Source organism: Sphingomonas paucimobilis NBRC 13935 (genome assembly GCF_000739895.2).
Classification (GTDB): domain Bacteria; phylum Pseudomonadota; class Alphaproteobacteria; order Sphingomonadales; family Sphingomonadaceae; genus Sphingomonas; species Sphingomonas paucimobilis.
In genome coordinates, this window is the sequence record NZ_BBJS01000030.1 from 319725 (window position 1) to 340144 (window position 20420).

Genomic DNA, 20420 nt, shown 5'->3' on the forward strand with positions numbered 1-20420 from the left:
TTAACCTACCCCCCCGCCCGCCAGGGCCTTCGTCGAAGGTTTTCGGAGCGAGGTAGCCGAGGGCGAAATGTCGACGGTCCGGCCGTTGTTGTTGTCGGCAAGGATCGTGGTCGTCGCGCCGCGCGGTCGCCGCGTGGTCGGGCAGTTGGGACCGGAGTTGCGTTGCAGCCGGTAGACCGACAGCTTTCCGGTATTGGAGGAACCGCGCTCCACGACGCGGATATACCCGCCGCGCTGCAACTGGTTGAGATAGGTCGCCACGCCGCGTTCGGTGGCGTTCGCCGCCATCCGGAGCGTGGGAGCGTCAAAGGTCTTGAGGACGCGCATCGCGGTCCAGATGCGCTGACGTGCAGAGCGCTGCCGCATTCTCGTTCGTGCCTCTTCGCTGCGCCCATCAGGGGGCGTGTCGGTGCGGATGGTGGGGGCCAGACCAAAGCGCAGCGGCTTGCCCGGGTGGCGCACGATCGCGCCCCGCCGCTGCCACCGCTTCAAGGTCGCATGGAGTGAGTCGTAGCTGACCGGGCATTCGGCCTGTAGCTCTGCGATCGTGCGGGGGGCCGATGCCGACCGCAGGATTTGCCAAAGCGGCATCCCGACGATCGCTCGGCTTCGTGCGGAATGGAGGGCCGCGCTCGCCATCACGCGACCTTCCGGATGGGGATATCGCCGGTCGAGAACGGCCGGGTTCCCCAGGCGGCACGGTCGATCGTCTCGCGGCCGTCGCCGATCGCGCGCGCCTGCACGTCTTGCAGGTTGGTGACGATACGCCGCGTCACGCCGCGCGTGGCCTTGACGATCGCGTCCACCAGATCGTCGGCGACCGCGACGCGCGGGCAGTAATAGTCGCGCAGCAGACAGGCATCGGCGATGCTCGACGGCTGGGCGGGGGTGGCGATCAGGATACGGTTATCGAACCGTTCCCAGTCCTTGAGCTTGGCGGGCAGCGCTTCCTCGCCGATCAGCATTACGGGGACACCGGCATGGTCGAGGATGTCGCGGATGATCTCGATGTTCTTGCGGTGAACGACGTGGTCCGTCTCGTCGATGATCACCGGCTGGGGTGCCACCTGGAGATGCTCGATCACCTGGACCAGCACGTCGTCGGCGGTGCGGCCGAGCCGCACGATGCCCAAATCCTTGGCGATCTCGCGCAGCATGGACTTTTGCGTCCAGGTCGAGCGGGCGACGACGTAAGCGGCGTTGAAGCGCGCCGCGACCGTGGCGGCGGCAACCGACTTGCCATAGCCGGAGGGGCCATAGAGCAAGCCAAGGCGCGGGCTGCCCAACGGGGCTTCCACACAGCGCAGCATGGTCGCCAGACCCAGGCGCATGTTCGTGAGCTGCGCCGGTTCGAGGATGTTGGTCAAAGCGAATTCTCCTTAAGCGAAGGGGGTGTGGCGGACGCGTTGCGTCGCGCGGTGAAATCGGCGGTCAGCATCTTCTCGGCGCGATATTCGTAGGAGCCGGAGAAGATGCGGGCGCGGGACAGGGCGGCCGGATCGACGGGCTTGCCCGCCGCGTGGTCGGCCATGATGCGGTCGGTTTCGGCCATGCGATCCTGGAAGGACTGGGGTGCGCTGGCGGACGGTGCCGGGTAGCGGGCCTGGGCCGTCTCGATCTCAGCGGCGCTGGGCAACTGGGCCGGGGCATCCGCGATGCTGGCGATGCTGACCGTCTCGTGAACGGTGGTGCGCACGGGCAGCGTGACCAGCTTGCCGGCTTCCTCGGCATCGCGGCGCAGCCGCGCATCGCGGGCGTCCTCGAACGAGAATTTGCGTTGCTTCTCCCGCAGCTCGGCCCGGTGCGCATTCATCAAGGCGGCCTGTTGGCGGCGCGCTTCGACCGCAAAGTCCCGGTCCGACAGGCCGGAGCGTTGGGCGTTGACGGCGGTGCCGATAAAGCGTTGGTCCTCGTCGAAGACGAACAGCGCGCCCAGATCGTCCTCGTCGCGGCGCAGGATGACGGTGCAGCCGACATGCGCGGCAAGCGGCGCGGTCCAGTAGCGACCCTTTTTCCAGGTGATGCCGCGCTTCGTGACCTGCGCCTGCCCGACAAGGGCGGAAAGCAGCAGCTTAAGCGTGCCCTCGTCGGGCGCGCCGCGCGCAGGCCGCGGGGAATTGGTCCAGCGCGCCATGGGCGTCACGCCCAGGCTGGAATGCTCGCGAACGTGATAGACCCCGTCGAGCCAGTTATTGATGATCGCCTGCAATTCGTCGGCCGACAGCTTGGGAACGATGACCGGCCGCGTCGTCTCCTTGCGGGCACGGGCGCGCAGCACCTGGGCCTCGGCGACATTGTGGCCGATGAAGCCGTCCAGCAGCTCGGCACGCTCGCGGGTGAAGGTGCCGAACATGCGCTCGACGAACGGCTTCTTGTCGCCGCTGGCGGGCGGTACGGGATCATGCGCGATGCCGAGCAGTTCGCAGGCGGTGCGGATCGTCTGGTTGATGTAGCCCGAGCCCTGGTCGGTGCGCAGGACTTCCGGCATCACGCCCCAGGCCAGCATACACGCGACCAGCGTGCGGCGGACCGACTGGGCCGACTCGCTGTCCACCACCAGATAGAAGGTCCGGCGCGACCAGACATCGACGATGCCCAAGATGGACTTGCGCCCCTCCTTGGTCATCACGTCGGCCTTGGTGGTGTCGATCTCCCAAATCTGATGGGCATAGGACACGCCTGCGTCAGCGCGCCCGAGCGCCACCCGGTACTTGCTCTTATAGGCGTCGGGGTCGCGGAAGCTGGCAAGCAGTGCCGGCTTTGTCTTCTCCAGCTTGGCCAGATAGCGCCGGACGGTGTGGACCGACGGGACGGACGGGAACCGGACCTCCAGCAACTCCAGGATCGCGACAGCGGACAGGTCGCGCGTGGCGAGCCATGCCTCCACCGCGTCGGCGGCATCACGGTTAATGGTGAAATAGTCGGAGCCCTTGGGCCGGCCCCGTACCGCCGCAACCGGCGTCGCTGCCGTACGATCGGCATAGTCGCGCCGTGCCGCCTCGGGCAAATCGGCAACGGCAAAGAGCCGCCCGCCGCCATGACCCTGCCGCTCGATCCAGCGCCATTCGCCACGGCTGGCACGATTGGCGATCGCCGTACGGTTGGTCGGCAAGCCGTCCAACTCCAGCGAGGCAATCTCCAATGCCGACAGGTACTCGCGACCGAGCAGGGTCACTGGCGCGTCTCCTGCCGAGACACATTCGATGGCTTGCCGAAGCGCGCTTGCGTCCGGTAGTTATCGACAGGTTGAGCAGAGCAGCGTGGGGCCTGCGAACCGCATCGGATGGACCGAATGACCAAAAGACACATGATCAGGGAGCCGATCATCGGTTCGCACTCCGACCCTTGGAGGCCCCAATCGCCGATTTTTCGGTTTTCTCGCGAGGTGCGTGCGTGATCGCGGCCATTATGGCGCGCTCGATCCGGGCGCTGGTACTGCCTCGCAGGACATCACTCACCGATTTTTCGGGCAAACCATTGGCGCGTTCGAAGGCCGCTAAACTGCCGTACCTGCGGCAGATTTCTGCCTTTACGCCGTGTCTGTCCGTCAGTGTGAGTGCCACATGATTTCCCCGAAAATTCGTGCCGAAGATTCGGGTAATCCGAGAACTCGGGGGCGTCAAGCTTCTCCCACCGAAAATCCGGTTGGTGCACGCATATTGTCTGCGTTGGGGGACCGGTCACGGAAGTGGCTCGCGACCGAAGCGGACCTCCCTGAGAGCACCGTAGGGGATGCCATTCTGCGCGGCCCAGCCAAGACGGACGTGGCGCTCAAGATTGCTGACGTTCTGAACGTCAGCCTGGATTGGTTGTTAGGAAGAGCTGGCGAAGACGGCACCGCTCAAATTGTAATCTCTCATGAACAGTCGAGCCATGAGGGGGGCGATATAGTTAAAATTCCCGTCCATGACGTAGAAGTCGCTGCGGGGGCCGGGAGGTTAATAAATCGACTTCCGCCGCCCATATACTATTGGACATTTTCCAAGCGGTGGCTTGAAACTAATCTGTTTGGGGTAGGCCACCTCATAATGGTCTATGTTGCCGGATCGAGTCAGGAGCCCGAGCTTTCAGATGGCGACGTTGTGGCAATCGATCTACATCAGAACCGTATCCGCGAAGGGATGTTCGTCGTTCGACTGGATGACACACTGGTATTGAAGCACATCCAATTGGATGGCCGCATTGTGAAATTGGTAAGCCGCAATCCTCTATATGACCCCGTATCGATCGACCTTACCGAACCAGATATCGAAAATAGATTTGAAGTTGTCGGGCGAGCGGTTTGGGCAGGGAAAATGCTTTGAAGTGGATATTCGGGGTTCTAGCTGCGATCGCCGCAGGGGCGGCAGTCTGGTGGCTTTATATACGTTCGGAGCGACCCGACCTGCTCGCCTGTGAAGCGCATATCCGCGCGCGGGTATCCGACGCTTCCGGGTACAAAAGACTTAATGTGACGCGGGTGGATACTGCGCCACTGACGGCTGTCGAGTTCAAGAGGCAGGCTGGGCGGTCAGCGTCTGCTATCGGCCTCAAGGAGGTGGAGCGCCTTCAAGATATCGCCGATGGCATATACGCTCGAAGCGGGACGTTGCAGCTAAGGTTGCTGACAATCACCTACTCGCTTTGGGATGGCGCGCCTGTCGAAAAGGCATGCGCATTCCGATTGATAGACGGCGAGCTGCAAAGCGTTGATACGTTGATGTCTAACGCGGTGGATGACCATCTCAAGGAACTTGATACCTTGGCGATCGTACGTGGCCGCAGCCGAGTTTCGAGGCCTAAGCATACATGCTGCCTATAGGGGTGGCGCTCCAACCCCGTCTGACCCATCGATGAGGGACGCCCAGGAAGCCGCCACAGCGTGCCTCCTGGGCGTTTTGGCATGATCCCCCATGAAAATGCCGCAACCCTATTCAGAGGCCGTGTGCAGAGCGCACACGGCATGTCCGGTCGCGGGACGTGCATCGCATCTGGACAACGCCACGTGGATTGCTTCATGTTCCTGCTTTGTTCTCATGGGAGTCGGAATGATGAAACAGGAATTCGGGTCATGGCTGGTCGCGCAGCACAATCGTGACGATTGGGTAGGGCTGCTCGGTTTCCAGGCCAGGCGCGACCGGGCGTTCCCGACCGGCGGTGACCCGGATGATGTCCGGGCGTACATGCAGCGCAAGGGTGCCGATCACGACACGCTGGACATGCTGGACACCGCCGAGCTGGAATGGGGGCGTGCATGACTGCGCAGCTGGCTTGTCAGTCGATCGAGCCGGACCCAGTTGCCCAGCCCAGCGATGCGCATCCACGGTGGCGACTGCGCGTCTTCGATCGGGTGTGGCCTTGGCGGGCAACCCGGAAAGAGGCATTCCGCGACGCCATCGAGAGCCGCAACGCATGGCGGTGCCCCGATGACCGCCTGATCTATCTGGACGCCGTCGCTTCCATCCAGCGCGATCCGCCCTATGCCTATGACCAGTGGCGGATGCGCATGATCCAGCATTGTCGCCGCTCATAGCCAACCCTCTTGCGCCGCGTCGGTGCCTGCCCCTATCAGGCACGGCGCGGCCCCGCATTGCCATATAGGCGGATGCACTGGCGCAGGCCGACTTGACCTGCCTGCCCCGATATCCCGGCGGTCATGGCACCGCCCCCCATCAAAATCCTACGCCCCGGCACCTTCACCGACATTCACGGGACGAAGGTCACCTTCACCCAGTCCGATCTGGATCAGGTCATCGCCTCCTATGACCGGGAGAGCGACCCCGCGCCGATCGTCGTCGGTCATCCCAAGATCGATGCGCCCGCGTTCGGCTGGATCGGCTCGCTGGCCATGGAAAACGGCGTCCTGGTCGCGCACCCCTCCGAGGTCGTGCCCGCCTTCGCCGAGGCCGTGGAGGCCGGGCACTACCGCAAGATTTCCCCCCAGCTCTATCCGCCTTCGAGCCCCAACAACCCCAAGCCCGGTAGCTGGTATCTCCAGCATGTCGGGTTCCTCGGCGGTGCGGCTCCGGCGATCAAGGGGCTTGGGACCGTCGCCTTTGCCGATGCCGTCATCGGCGTCGTGACGCTTTCCATCGAAGAGGACACCATGAGCACCGACACCAACACCCCGGCGGACGCGGTCGCGTTCGCGGAGCGCGAAGCCGCGCTTGCCGAGCGTGAGAATGCGCTGAAGACGCGCGAGGCGGACGAGGCCAAGCGCGCTAAGGACGCCCGCCACGCCGAGCATGTCGCCTTTGCCGAGGGCCTGATTGCGGACGTGAAGCTCGCCCCGGCCGGCAAGGACAAGGTCGTCGGCCTGCTCGATCTGCTCGATGCCGGCCAGTCGGTGGCGTTCGGCGAGGGCGATGCCAACACCATGACGCCGCTCGCCGCCTTCAAGTCGCTGTTCGACGGCGCGCAGCCGGTCATCGCGCTTGGCGAGGCGGCCCCGCGCGACAAGAAGCCCGCCGACGCCCCCAAGCCCGGCGACATCGCGCGGCGTGCCCAGGCCTATGCCGAGAAGATGCGCACAGCGGGCAAGCCGATCACGACGCAGGCGGCGGTCCGCTTCGTCACCGACAATCCTGACGCCTGATCCGGCGTCAGCGATCCCCAGACTCGTACAACAGGAGCTTTTACCATGGCCGGTGGCCGGACTGACGGACTGACCAAGAACTTCCGCGCCGGGGCGGCGATCGCCCCCTATCTGATCCTCAAATTCGGTGGCGACGACCAGACGCTGGTCCCGGCGACCGGCCCCGGCGATGACCTGATCGCGACCAACGTCGAGCTGGCGGCGAACGCGGGCGAGCGCTTCGATGCCGCCATCGGCGGCTTGCCCGAGGTCCGCTACGGCGGCCCCATTGGTCGCGGCAAGCCGATCACCTCCGACGCGTCCGGCCGCGCGGTCGAGGCCCTGCCCGCCGCCGGTGTGCGCGTGCGCATCATCGGCTTTTCGCTCGCGGCCGGCGTCCTGAACGATGTCCTCGCCTACCGCCCCGCCCCCGGTTTCATGACCGGCTGACCCTTTCCTTCAACCCCGTTTCATAACCTCTTCAGGACGCTTCCCATGGCACAATCGCCTTATCCCATCGATCCGCATCTGACCGCGATCGCCATCGCCTACAAGAACCAGAGCTACATCGCCGACATCGTCCTGCCGCGCATCGAGGTCGGCAAGCAGGCCTTCACGTTCATCCAGTACGGCATGGACACGTTCTTCAACACGCCCGACACCCTGATCGGCCGCCGCAGCCAGGCCAACCAGGTCACGATGGAAGGCGTCGAGATCACCGACGCGACCGAGGACCATGGCCTGGAAGCCCCGGTGCCCCAGGCCGATGTCGACAATGCCGATGAACGCTACGACCCGCTGGGCAATGCGGCGGCGCTGACCTCCGAGTTGATCGAAATCCGCCGGGAAATCCGCGCGGCGGCGATCATCTTCAACCCCGCCACCTATGACCCCGCCCTGCGGACAACGCTGGCGACGACCGACGTCCTGGACAATCCCAACACCGACGCCGTGTCGCTGATTTCGGACGCGCTCGACAAGCCGCTGATGCGGCCCAACCAGATGACCTTCGGTCAGCGTGGCTGGACCAAGTTCCGCCGTAACGCCGGCGTCATCAAGGCCATCCGTGGCACCAATGGCGGTGGCGTGGTCACCAAGGAAGAGGTGGCCGCGCTGTTCGAGGTCAACGAGGTCGTCGTGGGCCAGGCCTTCGGCAACCAGGCGCGCAAAGGTCAGGCGGCATCGATGTCGCGGCTGTGGGGCAACCATCTGGCGCTGACCTACAAGGCTCCCGTCATGTCGCGCGAAACGCCGACCTTTGCGGGCACCTTTACCTGGGGCGACCGCATCGCATCGCAGCGCGAACTGAAGGGGGGCGAGATGGGCCTGCGCGGCGGCACGGCCGTCCTGGTCGGTGAGAGCGTCAAGGAACGCGTGATCGCGTCCCAGGCGGGCTATTTCTTCGAGAACGCCTTCTCGCAGGGTTGATGCCCGGTGGCGGGCGGCGATCCGGCCGCCCGCCTGTTTCCCTCGATGTGAAAAGAGTTTGCTATGCACCCGTACAAGGTCAATCGCACCGTCATCTTCGGCGGCAAGGAATATGAGCCCGGCGCGCCGATCCGGTTCGATCTGGAAGAGCCCGGCCATGACGAAGCCCGCCGCGATCTGCTCGCACGGCTTGCGATCGAGGACGATCCGATCTTCGCCGAGAACATCCTGCTGCGCGAACAGGCCGCCGCCGCCCAGGCCGATGCCCACTTCCGCTACGCTGATCCGCGCTCTGTCGCCGACCTCGGTGCCGGCCTCGGCGAGGTTCGTGCTCGCGTCCTGGGCCTCGCCGATCGCGAGATGGTGCCCGACACCCGCATCGCCACGCCCCCGGCGCCAGTCGATCAGGCCGCTTCGCTTGCCGAGCCGGTGCCGCCGCTGACCCCGCCAGCGGCCCCGCTTGCCCCGCCTCCGTCGCCGGCCCCTGCGGCCGAGCCGGTGCCGTTGGGGAAAATGAAAAAGCCCGAGCTGATCGAACAGGCAGCGCGCGAGCAGGTTGAAATTCCCAAGGACGCATCGGTCCAGGAGATCATTGCCGCGATCGAGGCGAAGCGTGCGGCGGCATGATCGCTACCCTCTTGAAACAGCCGGGCGAGACTCTTCGCCCGGCTGTAAATTTTACCGGTGGTACTGGCAGCGGTTCGATTACGGCGATCCGCGACGTGACCGTCATCGCGCGCGGCCTGGTGCCGGGAGCTGCCGCGCTCGCCGCCAGCGCTACGCTTGCCAATGGTATCGTCACGCTCGCGCTGTCCGGTGGCGGCGACGGGGAGCGTTACGCCGTCACGGTACGGGCCGACGACGCAGACGGCCAGACGCTGGAGAGCGAAGTCGAGGTCGTCCTGATCGAGTCGACATGGGCGACGCCGGATGGCGGCGCAGGGTGGTTGTCGATCGCCGCCCTGGTCAAGCGCTTCACCCTGGACGAGGTGGTGCGCATGACCGATCCGGACGGCTCCGGCCGGATCGACCGCGACTTGCTGATCGGTGCGCTGATCGATGCCCAATCGATCGTCGAGGCGCATGTCGCCAGCCGCTACGCGCTGCCCCTCGCCACGGTGCCGCGCATCCTGGAAATGGCTGTCGGCGATCTGGCGCGCGCGCGACTCTATCCGCGCGGTGTGCCCGAGGGGATCGCGGACCAGGCGAAGGCGGCGATGGCGCTCCTGGTCCGCATCCAGAAGGGCGACGCGACGCTGGGCCTGCCCGCCGCGGCAATCCCGGCCGAGACGGACAGCGATGCGCCCGTCGTCATCGCCCCCGGCCAGCGCGCTTATCCCGATTGGTTGCGGAACTATTGATGGTCGATCTTGTGATCACCATCCGAGAGGATGTCACCGCCGCCATGAACCGGCTGGCGGCGGACGGGGCCGACATGACCACGGCGATGAAGGACATCGCCGGCCACCTCTCCGACACGACGCGCGAGCGGTTCGAGACCGAGACCGATCCCACCGGCGCGAAATGGCTGCCGTCGCAACGCGTCGTCGAGCATGGCGGCAAGACCCTGACGCTGTCGGGCGACCTGGGCAATTCGATCACCGAGGACTGGGGCAAGGATTATGCCGCCGCCGGGCCTGAGCGGTCGGGCGGTGCGGGCGTCTATGCGCTGATCCACCAGATGGGCGGCGAGATCCGCCCGCGTGAGAAAAAGGCGCTGTCGTTCGGCGGCCGGATCGTGTCCAAGGTCGTCATCCCGGCGCGTCCCTATCTCGGCTTCACCGAGGTCAACGCCGACTATGCACTGGGCGCGCTCGCCCGGCATCTGGGCTTCGCAGGGTAACATCCATGCTGACCATCAAACCCATCGTCGATCATCTCCTGCACGGCGGTTTCAAGTCCGTGGAAGGGGTTCTGGAAGCGCCGACCCAGGCGGACTTGCCGAACGCCTTGCCCGCGCTCCACGTGGTGCCTGCGACCGAGTCGGCGGAGGCCAGCCAGATGGCGGGTCGGCGCGACCAGCGCGTGACCTTCGCCTTTTCCGTCTTCGTCACCGTCGGCACCCGGCTCGCGCGCGGTGCGGTGTCGGACGAACTTCAGAAGCAGGTCCAGGCGGTCAAGGACACGGTCGTCGGCTGGACCCACCCCCAGGCATCGGGCGAGGTCGATCTGCTCGGCGGACGGCTGGCGAACGTCAGTCCGGCATCGGTGACGTGGGAAGTGCGGCTGTCGTGCCGCTATCACTACCGCAAGTGAATTAAATCGGCGCGGCCTGCACTGGCGCAGGACGCGCGCGCGCGCGCGATCGGGTCTGACTGTCGGCACAATCACCGACATCCGACAGAGGACCGCCGCCATGGCTGCAAAGCCGACCACCAAATCCGACGCCGCCCAGGCTGATACGGCCCAGGCTGACGCCACCCAGCCCCGCCCGGTCGATGCGACCGGGCGGACGCTCGACCAATGGGGCCTCCCCCTGTCGGGCCCGGCGCGCCTCGCCGCGCTGGACGGCAAGCCCGACCCCGCGCTGGACGCCGATGCGACGCCCGCGCCCGTCTCGCCTGCCACTCCCACCGACAAGGACTGATCTATGGTAGACGCCGTCAAGGTCCTCTTTTTCAAGAAAGAGGCCGTATACGCCACCGACGCCGCGCCGACCGGTGCCGTCAATGCCGCACTGACCCGCAACTTCACCGCCAAGCCGGTCGTCGTCGATCGCATCCAGCGCAACCTCGACCGTCCGGTTCGCGGTAGCTCGAAGGACGCGCCGTCCAACGAACGCCAGACCTTCAGCTATGAACTGGAACTGGCGGGCTCGGGCGCGGCCGGCACTGCGCCTGCCTGGATGGAGCATCTGGAGGCGTGCGGCATGGCCGCGCCCGCCCTGACCGCCAATACCAGCGCCGTGCAGCGGTTCGCCGCGATCGGCGCGGCTCTGTCCTCGGCGACCGCCTATCACTGGCACGGCAACCAGAAGCGCATCGGCCTGGGCGGCCGTGGCACGTTCGGCTGGGATTTCACCGCCGGGGCCTATCCGTTCATCAAGATCGACATGACCGCACTCCTGCCCGCCGCCGGTGCCATCGGCGACGCGGCTCCGGGTGCCGTGGTGTTCGACCAGTGGAAGGACCCGGTCGAGGTCAACACGACCAACACCGACTTTCTCCTGGGCGGCTATGCGCTCAACCTGCGCAGCTTCACCGGTGAGGCCAATGCCGAGATCACGCCGCGCAACCTGGTTGGCATCAACTATATCGGTCGCGGCAATCATGGCCTGACCTGTCGTATCCTCGGCGAATGTCCGACGATCGGGGCCAAGGACTATTTCGCCACCCTGCGCAAGGGCGATGAAATCCCGGTGCAACTCGATCACGGCACGCAGGCCGGCAACATCATCGGGTTCAAGTCGGATCACCTTCAGATCACCGACATCGAACTGTCCGAGGAAAATGATGTCCTGATGATTTCGATCACCGGGCGCATGAATGTCGGCACGACGCCCGACGACCTCATCATCACGGCGAAGTAATCATGACCCAGCCCATCTATCGTATCGTCGCGCAGCCGCGTGCCTGGACCCCCGTTACCTTCCCGGTCGTCATGGAGGACGGCACCGTCCAGACGTTCGTGATCGAGATGCGCTTCCGCCTCCTGAAGGTGGACGCCGCCACCGCGTTTATCGCCGAGGTCGTCCGCGTCCAGGAGCTGGAGGCGGAAGGCGGCGTCGATCAGGCGCAGCTCTATACCGAGCTGGTCGCCCAGATCGCGACCGACTGGCGCGGCGTCCATGCCGAAAACGGCGATCCGCTGCGCTTCGACGTGGCGGACAACTGGCTGACCGACGTGGACGGCGACGGCAAGCGCAAGGCCCTGGTCGCGCCGAACCTGCGGTCGCTGATGAACGAAGGGTCGATGTTCATTCATATCTTCGACGCCTTCCGCGCCTGCCTGTCGGGCCAGCCCAAGACCCGCGCGGGAAACTGAAAGCCGTCGCGACTGGCTGGGCCAAGGGTCGCGGCGGCGGGAAATCGGCCGAGGATGCCGCCACCGACAGCGCGGCCGCCGCGATCGCCGCGATCGAGGCGCGGCGCGCGGCCGGCCGGCGGGACGATACGGTGGAGATCGGCCCCGACGAAGTGGACGTGGTCACCCTGTTCATGGCGCTGACCAGTCAGTGGCGGTTCCACGCGATGGGCGGGCGGTTGGGGATCGAATACGCCGCCGTCCGCCCCACCGCCGACATGCTGGAGATCGTGATGACCACCAGCCTTTTCCTCGACCTGCAAATGATGGAGCGCGCGGCCCTTGTCGCGCTGGCGTGACATGACCCGTGACCTGATCGTATCCGTTCGTCTGAAGGCCGATGGCTCCGGCCTGGTCGGCGCGGCCAAGGATAGCGCCGCCGCCATCGCCGGCATCGGTACGGCGGCTGGGGGTGCGGTGGTGCAGGCCCGCGCGCTGGTCGCCACGATCGGCGAGGCGTCGCGCGCGGCGGGGATCACCACCACGGCGCGGGAGGCATCGACCGCGCTCCAGGGCACTTCGCGCGCCTCGATCACGGCGGGTGGCTCGGCGAAACAGGCCGCGACCGCGATGGCCTCGCTGACCGACCAGTCGAAGAAAGCAGCGGGCGGCGCGGACGAGCTGGTCGCCGCCGCCGGCCGTGTTGCCCGTGCGCATACCGCCACCACCGCCAAGGCCGCCGAGGCGGCCCGCGCCGCGTCCGATCTGGCGAAGGCCGAACGCGACGCCGCGCGCGAGGCGGTGACGGCGGCCGAGGGACGGCTGGCGCAGGCGAAGGGACGCGTCGAGCTGACGGCCGACAATCCGACCATCACTCTGAGCCCCGGTGGCGGCAGTGCACGCGCGGCCGGCGATGCCAGCGCGATCGCGGCGGCCAGCACCGAGTTGGCCCAGGCCCGCCAGCGTGCCCAGGCGGCCGAGGAAGCATATTCGCAGTCGCTGCGCGACAGCGCGGCGGCGTCCACCACCGCTACCGCCGCCGTAACGACGCTTGCCAGCCAGTCCCAGGCGAGCGCCGCCGGTAGCGGCCAATTGGCCGAGGCACTGGAGCGTAGCGGCGGGGCGGCCGACGCCACCGCCCAGGCCGCCCAGGCGCTGGCCGATGCTTCCGCCACCTCATCGGACGCCGCGCGCCAGCAGGCGACCGCGACCGATCAGGCGACCGAGGCGGCGGAGGGATCGACCCGCGCGACGGGCGCGCAGAACCAGGCGCGCGGTGCAGCGGCGCGGGAAGCGGCCGAACTGGCGGCAGCCGAGACCCGGTTGGCGAACGCCACCAACCAGACCGAGCGCGAGGAAGCCGCCGCCGCGATCGCCGCGATCCGGCTCGCCCAGGCGCAGCGGGAGGCTGCGCGGCGGACGCGCGAGGCCGAAGCCGAGGCGCGGCGCAACGCCTTTGCCGTACGCAGCATGGGCCAGCAGTTCGGCGACTTCGGCTTGCAGGCGGTGACGACCGGCGACGTGGTGCGCTCCTTTACCCAGCAGATGGGCCAGATGGGCTATGCGATGTCCGAGATGTCCGGCCGGGCTGGCAGGGTCGGTGCGTTCCTGACCGGCCCGTGGGGTATCGCGCTGACGGTCGGGGCGGCCGTCATCCTGCCGTTCATCGAGAATTTGTGGAAAGCCGAGGAAGCGCAGGAGGCGGTTAGGCTCGGCGCGGACGGCCTTGCCGAGGCGCAAAGCGCGCTTGGCAAGATGTTCGACCTGACCACCGGCAAGTTGAAGAAACAGAACGAACTACTGATCATCAATGCCCGCCTGACTGCGATCAATAACCGCGCCGAGGCGCTGACCGCGCGCGAAAGCTCGCGCAAGACGTTCGAGGATGCCGGATCGATCTCGACGGAAGGTCGCATCAAGGGCCTTTTGGAAGGCGGTGGTGTCGGCAATTTCCTGACCGGTGCATTCGTCGGATCGCAGCGTGCGCAGCAGAACGCCCGCAATTTGAGCGCTGTCGTCGCCGACTTGCAGGCTGGCAAGACGACGAACGAGGCGGTTATGCGCGCCGCCGAAAAATTGGACTTCACTGGTCTCAAGATCAATAGGACCCAGTTCATTGAGGCGATCAGGGATCGTGTCGCTGCGGAAGCAAAGGAGCGCGTCGCCGATCTAACGGATCAATCGCTGGACGATGGTGTCTTGGCCAAGGAACTACGCCAGGACGCCAAGGCGAAGAGAACCAAAAAGCCGAAGTCCACCGAGGCGCGCGACGAGTTCGGGCGCGATGCTGCCGCGCGGATCGCGGGCATCACCGACCAGTTCGACCGGACGCCGCCCGCCGTGCGTCAGGCCAATGCCGCCATCCGCCAGCTCGACGACATCATGGACGATCTGGCGCGCAAGAAGCCGCCCCAGTTCAAGGAGCTGATCGGTCAGGCGCAGGAAGCCAAGGGCGTGGTGCGCGAGGGGTTGAACCGGCCCATCCAGGATTTCGTCGAAAGCCAGCGCGACGCGTTCGCGGTGGGGCAGGAGATGCTCACCGGCCACCGCGACCAAGCTGAAGCGCTGCGCACGATCCAGCAGCTGGAGCGCCAGCGCGGCCCGCTGACCGTCGAACAGAAGGAAGCGATCCTCGCCGCCAACCAGGCGCTGACCGCCCAGGAGCGCCAGCTGGAGCGCATGACCCAGCGCCAGCGCATCTATCTGGCGGGCATCGCCGATATCCGTGGCCTCCTGACCGCCACCATCTCGGGCGACTCCGGCATCGAGAAACTGCCCGAGCGCCTGATGCAGGCGTTCAGCCGGGTGTCGGCCGAGCGCATCGTCGACAACCTGTTCGGTGACCTGTTCCAGCAGCTTGAGGACAGCGTGACCGGGACCAGCGTGGTCGAAGATGCGTCGGCCCGCATGGCGCAGGCCGTGGACATCGTCACCGCACGCACCGGGCAGGCCAGTGCCGCGCTCGATAGTCTGACGCGTGCCGCCAGCGGTGCCGCCGGTGCGGTGCGGGACGGGCCACAAGGCGGCCAGCCCGGCGCGTCCGCACCGATGCCGCCGGAGGCCGGGGCCAGTGGCGAGTTCACCGTGACCGCGCCGCGCCGTGGCACGCGCAACCCGCAGGAGCTGTTTACCAGTGCGATCGGCGGCATCGCCACCAAAACCATCGGCCTGTTCACCAACCCCGAAACGGCCTCCAGGATCGGGCAGGGCCTGGGCAAATATGCAGGCAAGGGGCTGGCGGGGGCGTTCGAAGGGCAGGCCGCGACCTCGCTCGCCAGTCTCGTCGGCATAAAGACCAACGGCACCGGCTCGGCGATCGGCGGGGCGATCGGTGGCCTGACCGGCATTCCCGGCGCTGGGGCCGCACTCGGCCTGATCGGCGGGCTGGTCGGCAACCTGTTCACCCGGCCGAAGTCGGGCAGCGCCACCATCACGTCGGTGGATAGCGCCGCGACGATGCGGGGGGCCGAGTCGGTCACCGAAAAGCTGTCTGGCACCGCCAAGTCCGTCCAGGACGGCATCCAGAAGATCGCCGACCAGCTCGGCGCGCAGACGGGGGCGTTTTCGGTCTCGATCGGTAAGCGCGAAGATTATTTCCGCGTCGATGGCGGCGGCAGCGACCGGGTGTCGAACAAGCATCCGGGTTCGGGCCTGCTCTATAACGGCAAGGATGAGGCCGTCGCGATCGAGATCGCAATCCGCAACGCGATCGCGGACGGCGCGGTGAAGGGTCTGTCCCCGGCCGTTGCAAAGGCGCTGCAATCCTCGTCCTCGCTCGACAAGGCACTGGCCGAGGCGCTGAAGGTCCAGAACCTGGAGCGCAGCCTGGGCGGGCTGACCGGTCAGCTCAAGAGCATCTTCGACAGCTTCGACCAGACCGCCAGCGAGCGGGTGCGCATCGCCAAGACCTATGGTCTCGACCTGCTCCGCGTCGAAAAGCTCAATGCCGAGGAACGCGGCAAGCTGCTCGAAGACACGTTGAAATCGCGGGTCGGCAGCCTCAAGGACTTGCTGACCAGCATGACGAGCGGTGACCTGTTCGAGGGCTCGGCCGTCGATCGGCGTCAGACCCTCCTGAAGGACATCGCCGCTGTCCGCGCCGATGCTGAGGCGGGCAAGGATGGCGCGGCCGACAAGGTCGCCGAACTCTATCGCCAGTTGCTTTCGACCAGCAAGGAAGCGTTCGGCACGGGCGGCGATGAATATGCCAGCGATCGCAAGGCGGCCGGCGACGCCGCCCGGGCGCTGATCGATATCGAGACGAACCGCGTCAACTCGGCCGCTGGCGTCCAGGCCGCGCAGACCAGCGCGATCGAGGCGGGCAACGCGCTCACCGCGCAGATGGTTAAGGCGGCCGACGCGCAGACCGAGTTGCTCCAGACACTGGTCGATCAGGGCCGGTCCCGGTCGGGTGGCGGCGTATCGCCCAACCTTGGCCTGATCGCCCGAGAGATCGCGCAATGAAGACCGTCATCGTGGAAGCGCGCCCCAGCGACGCCGCCGGTCAGCCGGTGGACATCCGCCTCGCTGGTGGCGGGCGCGGGCATTACCTTTTCAAGGATCAATTCGACTGGCGCGCGGGCGTCATCAGCCTGCCGCGTATCCAGTCGTCGCTCGGCTTCGGCAAGGATGGTTTCACCGGGGGTGCGGTGGCACAGGCCAGCGCCATCGGCTTCTCGCCCGCCATGGCGTCCACCCGCGCCTTGGTCGCCGGGCTGGTCTGGAACGATGCCGCGATCACCGTGTCGGTCGCCGATGATGACGCGGCCGACCCGTCGTTCAAGGTGCGACTGGCGGGCACGGTCGCCGGCTATTCGATCAGCGCCGGTCGTTTCGTCTTTACCCTGTCCGACATGGCGGGCCGCCTGGGCGAGCCCCTGGTCAAGGATAGCTTTGCGGGCACCGGCGGCATCGAGGGCGATGCGGCGGCCAAGGGGCGCGTCAAGCGCCGGAGCTGGGGCCGGTGCTGGAACGTCGAGGGCCGCGTCCTCCTTGCCGCCTGGAACATCTATGAATTTGGCGACCCGGCCCGACCGCTCGGGGCGTTCGACGCGGTCAAGGATAAAGGCCGCCCGGTCACGATCGTCACGGTCGCCTGGGCCGGCTCGATCGCCGCCACCCTCGACGCGCTGAAGGCCGTCGCGGTGCCCGATGGCGGGTGCGCCGCCGCACCCTCGATCGCGTGTGTGAAGTTCTGGACCCAGCCCTCCACCCTGACCGGTGACCTGCGCGGCGAGCTGGGCACTGGCTATGTCGAGCACGTGCCCGGCATCGCGGCGGCCATCTCGGCCGCCGCCGAGGGGCCGGACCTGGACGACCTTGCGGCGCTGGCCGCGCTCCGCCCCGATCCGGCCGGGCTTCATGCCGACGACGCCAGCGAGACGCCCGCCCAGATGCTGGACCGGCTTTGCCTGCGCGCCTCGCTGTCGTGGGGCGTGACCGCCGATCGCCGACTGGCGCTGCGCCCCATTGCCTTTGCCGACCCGGTTGAGACAGTGGCATTCGAGGATGTCGAGCGCCGCGCCGCCTATGCGCCGATCGCGAGCGTCAAGGTCGGTTTCCAGAAGAACCACCGGGTCCATACCGATGCCGAGATCAGCGCCGCCGTGCTGGCCGGCGAGGTCGTGTTTCCCGATGGGCAGAAGCTGGCTGACCTTCAGCCCGCCCAGCCAGGCGCGGACAAGACCAGCGACAACACGTCGAAGGACACGAAGGCTGTGGACGGTATGCCTGCCCCGCAAGTCCGGGCGGAGCTGGCGCGGATCGCGCCGATCGCCGTCGATACCGCCGACCTGAAAAAAGCGCAGAAAGAATTGGACGAAGCGGTCGACCAGCTGCGCGCGCGCGACGGCGCGGCCGAGGCGGCGCTTGCGGCGCTTCGCGGCATCGTTCTCGACGGCGCGGCCACGCAGCGCCAGCTTCAGCGTGCCGAGGGGCAGCTGAGCGCGGCGGCCCTCCAGCTGGTGCTGATGCAGGAGAACGCGGACCGCCGGATGCGCGACGCCGGCTTCATCGTCGATCCGTTGACCGGCAAGGTCTACGCCTACGCGATCGACACGCTGGGGGAGCGTCAGAACAAGGTCGAGACGACGCTGGACGCGCAGGCCGCGCAGATCGCGTTGCGCGCGACCAGTGCCGAGGTCGACGACAAGATCCTGCGGGCGGTGCTCGACCCGTCACAGATTGCCGAACTGGAGCCGCTGATTGCCCGCGTGGCGGCGGTCGAGACGGTCTATGATGCGCTTCGCGCAGAGGTCCGCACGAAGGCTGAACTGGTCGAACTGACTAGGGCGGTTGCGCGCGTCACGGACACGGAGCAGCGGATCAGTGCAGCCGAGGGGCTGATCCGCACGAAGGTCGAGCAGACGACCTTCGACCAGGCGGTGACCCGCATTGGCGCGGCCGAGCAGCTGCTGCGATCCTATGGTGATGTCTCCAGCTACAGCGTCGAACTGCGCCAGTCGCGGGTGGCGCGCCGCCAGACCGACGCCGCGCTGCTGGCGTCCGTCGTGGGTGAGCATCAGGCCGAGGAGCTTCGGTTCACGGCGCAGGCGCTGTTGCGGAACGAGCTTTACACCAAGATCGTCGACGATGTCGACGGGGTGAAGCGGGCGGAGGCGCGGGCGCGGCTGGAGTTGGCGCTACAGGTCGGCGCGCTTGATGCGCGGTCGTTGCAAGACCGCCAGTTGGTGATCGAGGGTGATCGCCTGTTGGGGCAGGCCATCGACGCACTGGGGGTCCGCAACGAGCAACAATCGGCCGAGATCGCCGGATTGCAGCGAACGTCGATCGCCAATGGTCTCGGCATCGCCGGCGTCGAGCAGACGATCCGCCAACAGGCCCGGACGCAGGCGCAGGCCGACGCGGCGGTTCTTGGCGACATCGTGGCTGGGGACCGAGCCGAGGCGCGCTTCATCACGTCGCTGACCGAGATCCATTCGCAGCTCACGACGACGCTTCTCGCGGGGTTCGAGGCCAGCGCGACCGCCCGACTGGCCCTGCGGTCGCGTATCGATCTGGCGGACGCGCGCTTCGATCAGGAGACACGCACGACGGCCGATCGCTTCAAGGCGGTCACTGAACTGGTCGTGGCGCTGACCGCGCAGTACAACGATCAGGCCAGCGGTCTGGCGGCCACGCGGTCGGACCTGAGTAATCTTCAGCAGGTGACGGCAGAGGCGTCGCAGACGAACGCGCGGACGATCGCGCAGCTGAAGTCGGTGGTCGACGATCCCGCCACCGGGTTGACCAGGACACGGGCGGAACTGGCGGCGCTGACCGAGACGGTGGCGACGCAGAACATGGCGGCCGTCCGCCGGCTGGAGACGCTGGAGGGGCGGGTCAACGATCCGGTGACCGGGTTGACCGCGACGCGGACGCAGTTCGCGCAGGAGATCAAGCTGGCGTCAGAGGCGAACGCCGCCACGGCCAGCAAAACCTCTGAACTGTCCTCACAGGTCAATGATCCGTCGACCGGGTTGCCCTGGGCGCGCAGCGCGATCGGCGACCTCGCACGGGTGACCAACGACCGGGACAACGCCAATGCGGCGCTGATCCAGCAGGTTCGCACGATGCTGGACGGCATCGGCAACGTCGGCATCCAGCAGGCGTTCGAGGCGGTCATCAATCGGCTGGGGAAGATCGAAGGGACGATCACGTTCCAGATCGACGTGAACGGCAATGTGACGGGTCTTCAGCTGGTTGGCGGGGGGCAAGGCGCTGGCTCGCTCAACCTGTTCAATGCGAACATTCAATTGGGGACCGGCCTCATCATTAAGAAGGCTGGCGCGTTCATGTCCGTCGAAGGCGTCGAGTTCGGTGCCGCCAAGGATTTGATCGAGTGGTTCGGCCCTGTGATGGCGGTCGACAAGTGCAGCCGCGCCAATGCTATCGCCTACAAGGCGACCAACGGCGACATGTATACCGGCGGCAGCTTCAGCATAGGCACGCTGCGCAATCCCGGTGCGTCCAGCAGTCTGGCAGCGGACGCAGTCGCGGAGGTGCCGTCCTTCGGCTCCAACGGCAAGCCGGTCAAATATGTATGCAGCTGGTTCTACTACAGCGAATACACCCGCGATTTCTCGGCCGACAACGACGGGGTGAAGTTCTTTCAGCAAGCCGTCGATGCGTTCGGGGCCACCTCCGACGATGGCGGGTACGTCTGGTTCGGCACCAAGAATGTCGAGCGCGTCAATTCAACGATCACGCTTAGTCGCGCCTTTGCCGGCGCAGCGTATGCGCAGCTCGAACAGCGCGGCTTCACAACCGAGCAAACCACGTTCCGCGGCCTGAAACCGACGCCCGGCGATGCGCCCGGCCGCGCCACCTACACCGAAACGATCGGGGGCGGCTTCACCGTCACCGACCCCGTCCAGTCCACCGCGAACAGGGCGCTCAAGCTCGCTCTGTCGCGCGGCTTCAACCTTTCCGAGGGCGTGATCCAGCGTCTGACCATCGTCGCGATCGAGGAGTAAGA

At 66.6% G+C, this 20420-nt stretch carries 19 protein-coding genes; 16 read left to right on the top strand and 3 right to left on the bottom strand.

Going from position 1 to position 20420, the window contains the following annotated elements:
* The 3 genes from SP6_RS20100 to SP6_RS11090 are packed head-to-tail and all read right to left on the bottom strand — an operon-like array spanning nucleotide 1 to nucleotide 3175.
* A complete protein-coding gene (locus SP6_RS20100) occupies nucleotides 1-639 on the bottom strand; it encodes a hypothetical protein (protein ID WP_053003286.1) in 639 nt (212 codons plus the stop codon).
* Nucleotides 639-1367: an AAA family ATPase gene (locus SP6_RS11085; protein ID WP_232253971.1), complete on the bottom strand. Its 729-nt coding sequence runs from the start codon at nucleotides 1365-1367 to the stop codon at nucleotides 639-641. The genes SP6_RS20100 and SP6_RS11085 overlap by 1 nt, the downstream gene beginning before the upstream one ends.
* Nucleotides 1364-3175 (bottom strand): DDE-type integrase/transposase/recombinase, encoded by a 1812-nt coding sequence (locus tag SP6_RS11090; RefSeq protein WP_042468973.1) that lies wholly within the window; start codon nucleotides 3173-3175, stop codon nucleotides 1364-1366. The genes SP6_RS11085 and SP6_RS11090 overlap by 4 nt, the downstream gene beginning before the upstream one ends.
* A 388-nt stretch (nucleotides 3176-3563) precedes the next feature.
* Between SP6_RS11090 and SP6_RS11095 the strand changes: the two genes are divergently transcribed.
* The 16 genes from SP6_RS11095 (at nucleotide 3564) to SP6_RS11175 (ending at nucleotide 20418) form a co-directional block, all read left to right on the top strand.
* Nucleotides 3564-4304, top strand: a complete 741-nt coding sequence (locus SP6_RS11095; RefSeq protein ID WP_082052485.1) for a LexA family transcriptional regulator — start codon at nucleotides 3564-3566, stop codon at nucleotides 4302-4304.
* A gap of 726 nt (nucleotides 4305-5030) precedes the next feature.
* Complete coding sequence (locus tag SP6_RS11105) at nucleotides 5031-5237, top strand: hypothetical protein (protein ID WP_042469048.1); 207 nt, start codon at nucleotides 5031-5033, stop codon at nucleotides 5235-5237.
* Nucleotides 5234-5512 carry a hypothetical protein gene (locus SP6_RS11110; protein ID WP_053003287.1) on the top strand — a complete coding sequence of 93 codons (279 nt, stop codon included), beginning with the start codon at nucleotides 5234-5236 and terminating at the stop codon, nucleotides 5510-5512. The genes SP6_RS11105 and SP6_RS11110 overlap by 4 nt, the downstream gene beginning before the upstream one ends.
* Before the next feature lie 123 nt (nucleotides 5513-5635).
* Nucleotides 5636-6574, top strand: coding sequence for a hypothetical protein (locus tag SP6_RS11115; protein ID WP_042468976.1), 939 nt, complete (start codon nucleotides 5636-5638; stop codon nucleotides 6572-6574).
* Between the two features lie 45 nt (nucleotides 6575-6619).
* Nucleotides 6620-7003, top strand: coding sequence for a hypothetical protein (locus SP6_RS11120; protein ID WP_042468977.1), 384 nt, complete (start codon nucleotides 6620-6622; stop codon nucleotides 7001-7003).
* Between the two features lie 45 nt (nucleotides 7004-7048).
* Nucleotides 7049-7981, top strand: coding sequence for a hypothetical protein (locus SP6_RS11125; protein ID WP_042468978.1), 933 nt, complete (start codon nucleotides 7049-7051; stop codon nucleotides 7979-7981).
* Between the two features lie 63 nt (nucleotides 7982-8044).
* Nucleotides 8045-8608: a hypothetical protein gene (locus SP6_RS11130; RefSeq protein ID WP_042468980.1), complete on the top strand. Its 564-nt coding sequence runs from the start codon at nucleotides 8045-8047 to the stop codon at nucleotides 8606-8608.
* Nucleotides 8605-9342, top strand: coding sequence for a DUF1320 domain-containing protein (locus tag SP6_RS11135; RefSeq protein ID WP_042468982.1), 738 nt, complete (start codon nucleotides 8605-8607; stop codon nucleotides 9340-9342). The genes SP6_RS11130 and SP6_RS11135 overlap by 4 nt, the downstream gene beginning before the upstream one ends.
* Nucleotides 9342-9824 carry a phage virion morphogenesis protein gene (locus SP6_RS11140; protein WP_053003288.1) on the top strand — a complete coding sequence of 161 codons (483 nt, stop codon included), beginning with the start codon at nucleotides 9342-9344 and terminating at the stop codon, nucleotides 9822-9824. The genes SP6_RS11135 and SP6_RS11140 overlap by 1 nt, the downstream gene beginning before the upstream one ends.
* 5 nt (nucleotides 9825-9829) lie before the next feature.
* Entirely contained in the window at nucleotides 9830-10237 is a 408-nt protein-coding gene (locus tag SP6_RS11145; RefSeq protein ID WP_042468984.1) for a phage tail terminator protein, read from the top strand.
* Between the two features lie 100 nt (nucleotides 10238-10337).
* A complete protein-coding gene (locus SP6_RS11150; RefSeq protein ID WP_042468985.1) occupies nucleotides 10338-10568 on the top strand; it encodes a hypothetical protein in 231 nt (76 codons plus the stop codon).
* Between the two features lie 3 nt (nucleotides 10569-10571).
* On the top strand, nucleotides 10572-11510 hold the full coding sequence (locus SP6_RS11155; protein ID WP_042468986.1) for a phage tail tube protein: 939 nt from the start codon (nucleotides 10572-10574) through the stop codon (nucleotides 11508-11510).
* 2 nt (nucleotides 11511-11512) lie between these two features.
* Complete coding sequence (locus tag SP6_RS11160; protein WP_042468988.1) at nucleotides 11513-11965, top strand: hypothetical protein; 453 nt, start codon at nucleotides 11513-11515, stop codon at nucleotides 11963-11965.
* A 131-nt stretch (nucleotides 11966-12096) separates the two neighbouring features.
* On the top strand, nucleotides 12097-12303 hold the full coding sequence (locus SP6_RS11165) for a DUF1799 domain-containing protein (protein ID WP_042468989.1): 207 nt from the start codon (nucleotides 12097-12099) through the stop codon (nucleotides 12301-12303).
* Nucleotides 12287-16408: a hypothetical protein gene (locus SP6_RS11170; RefSeq protein WP_156146119.1), complete on the top strand. Its 4122-nt coding sequence runs from the start codon at nucleotides 12287-12289 to the stop codon at nucleotides 16406-16408. The genes SP6_RS11165 and SP6_RS11170 overlap by 17 nt, the downstream gene beginning before the upstream one ends.
* On the top strand, nucleotides 16405-20418 hold the full coding sequence (locus SP6_RS11175; RefSeq protein WP_042468991.1) for a coiled-coil domain-containing protein: 4014 nt from the start codon (nucleotides 16405-16407) through the stop codon (nucleotides 20416-20418). Before SP6_RS11170 ends, SP6_RS11175 begins: the two co-directional genes overlap by 4 nt.
* Nucleotides 20419-20420: the final 2 nt, after the last annotated feature.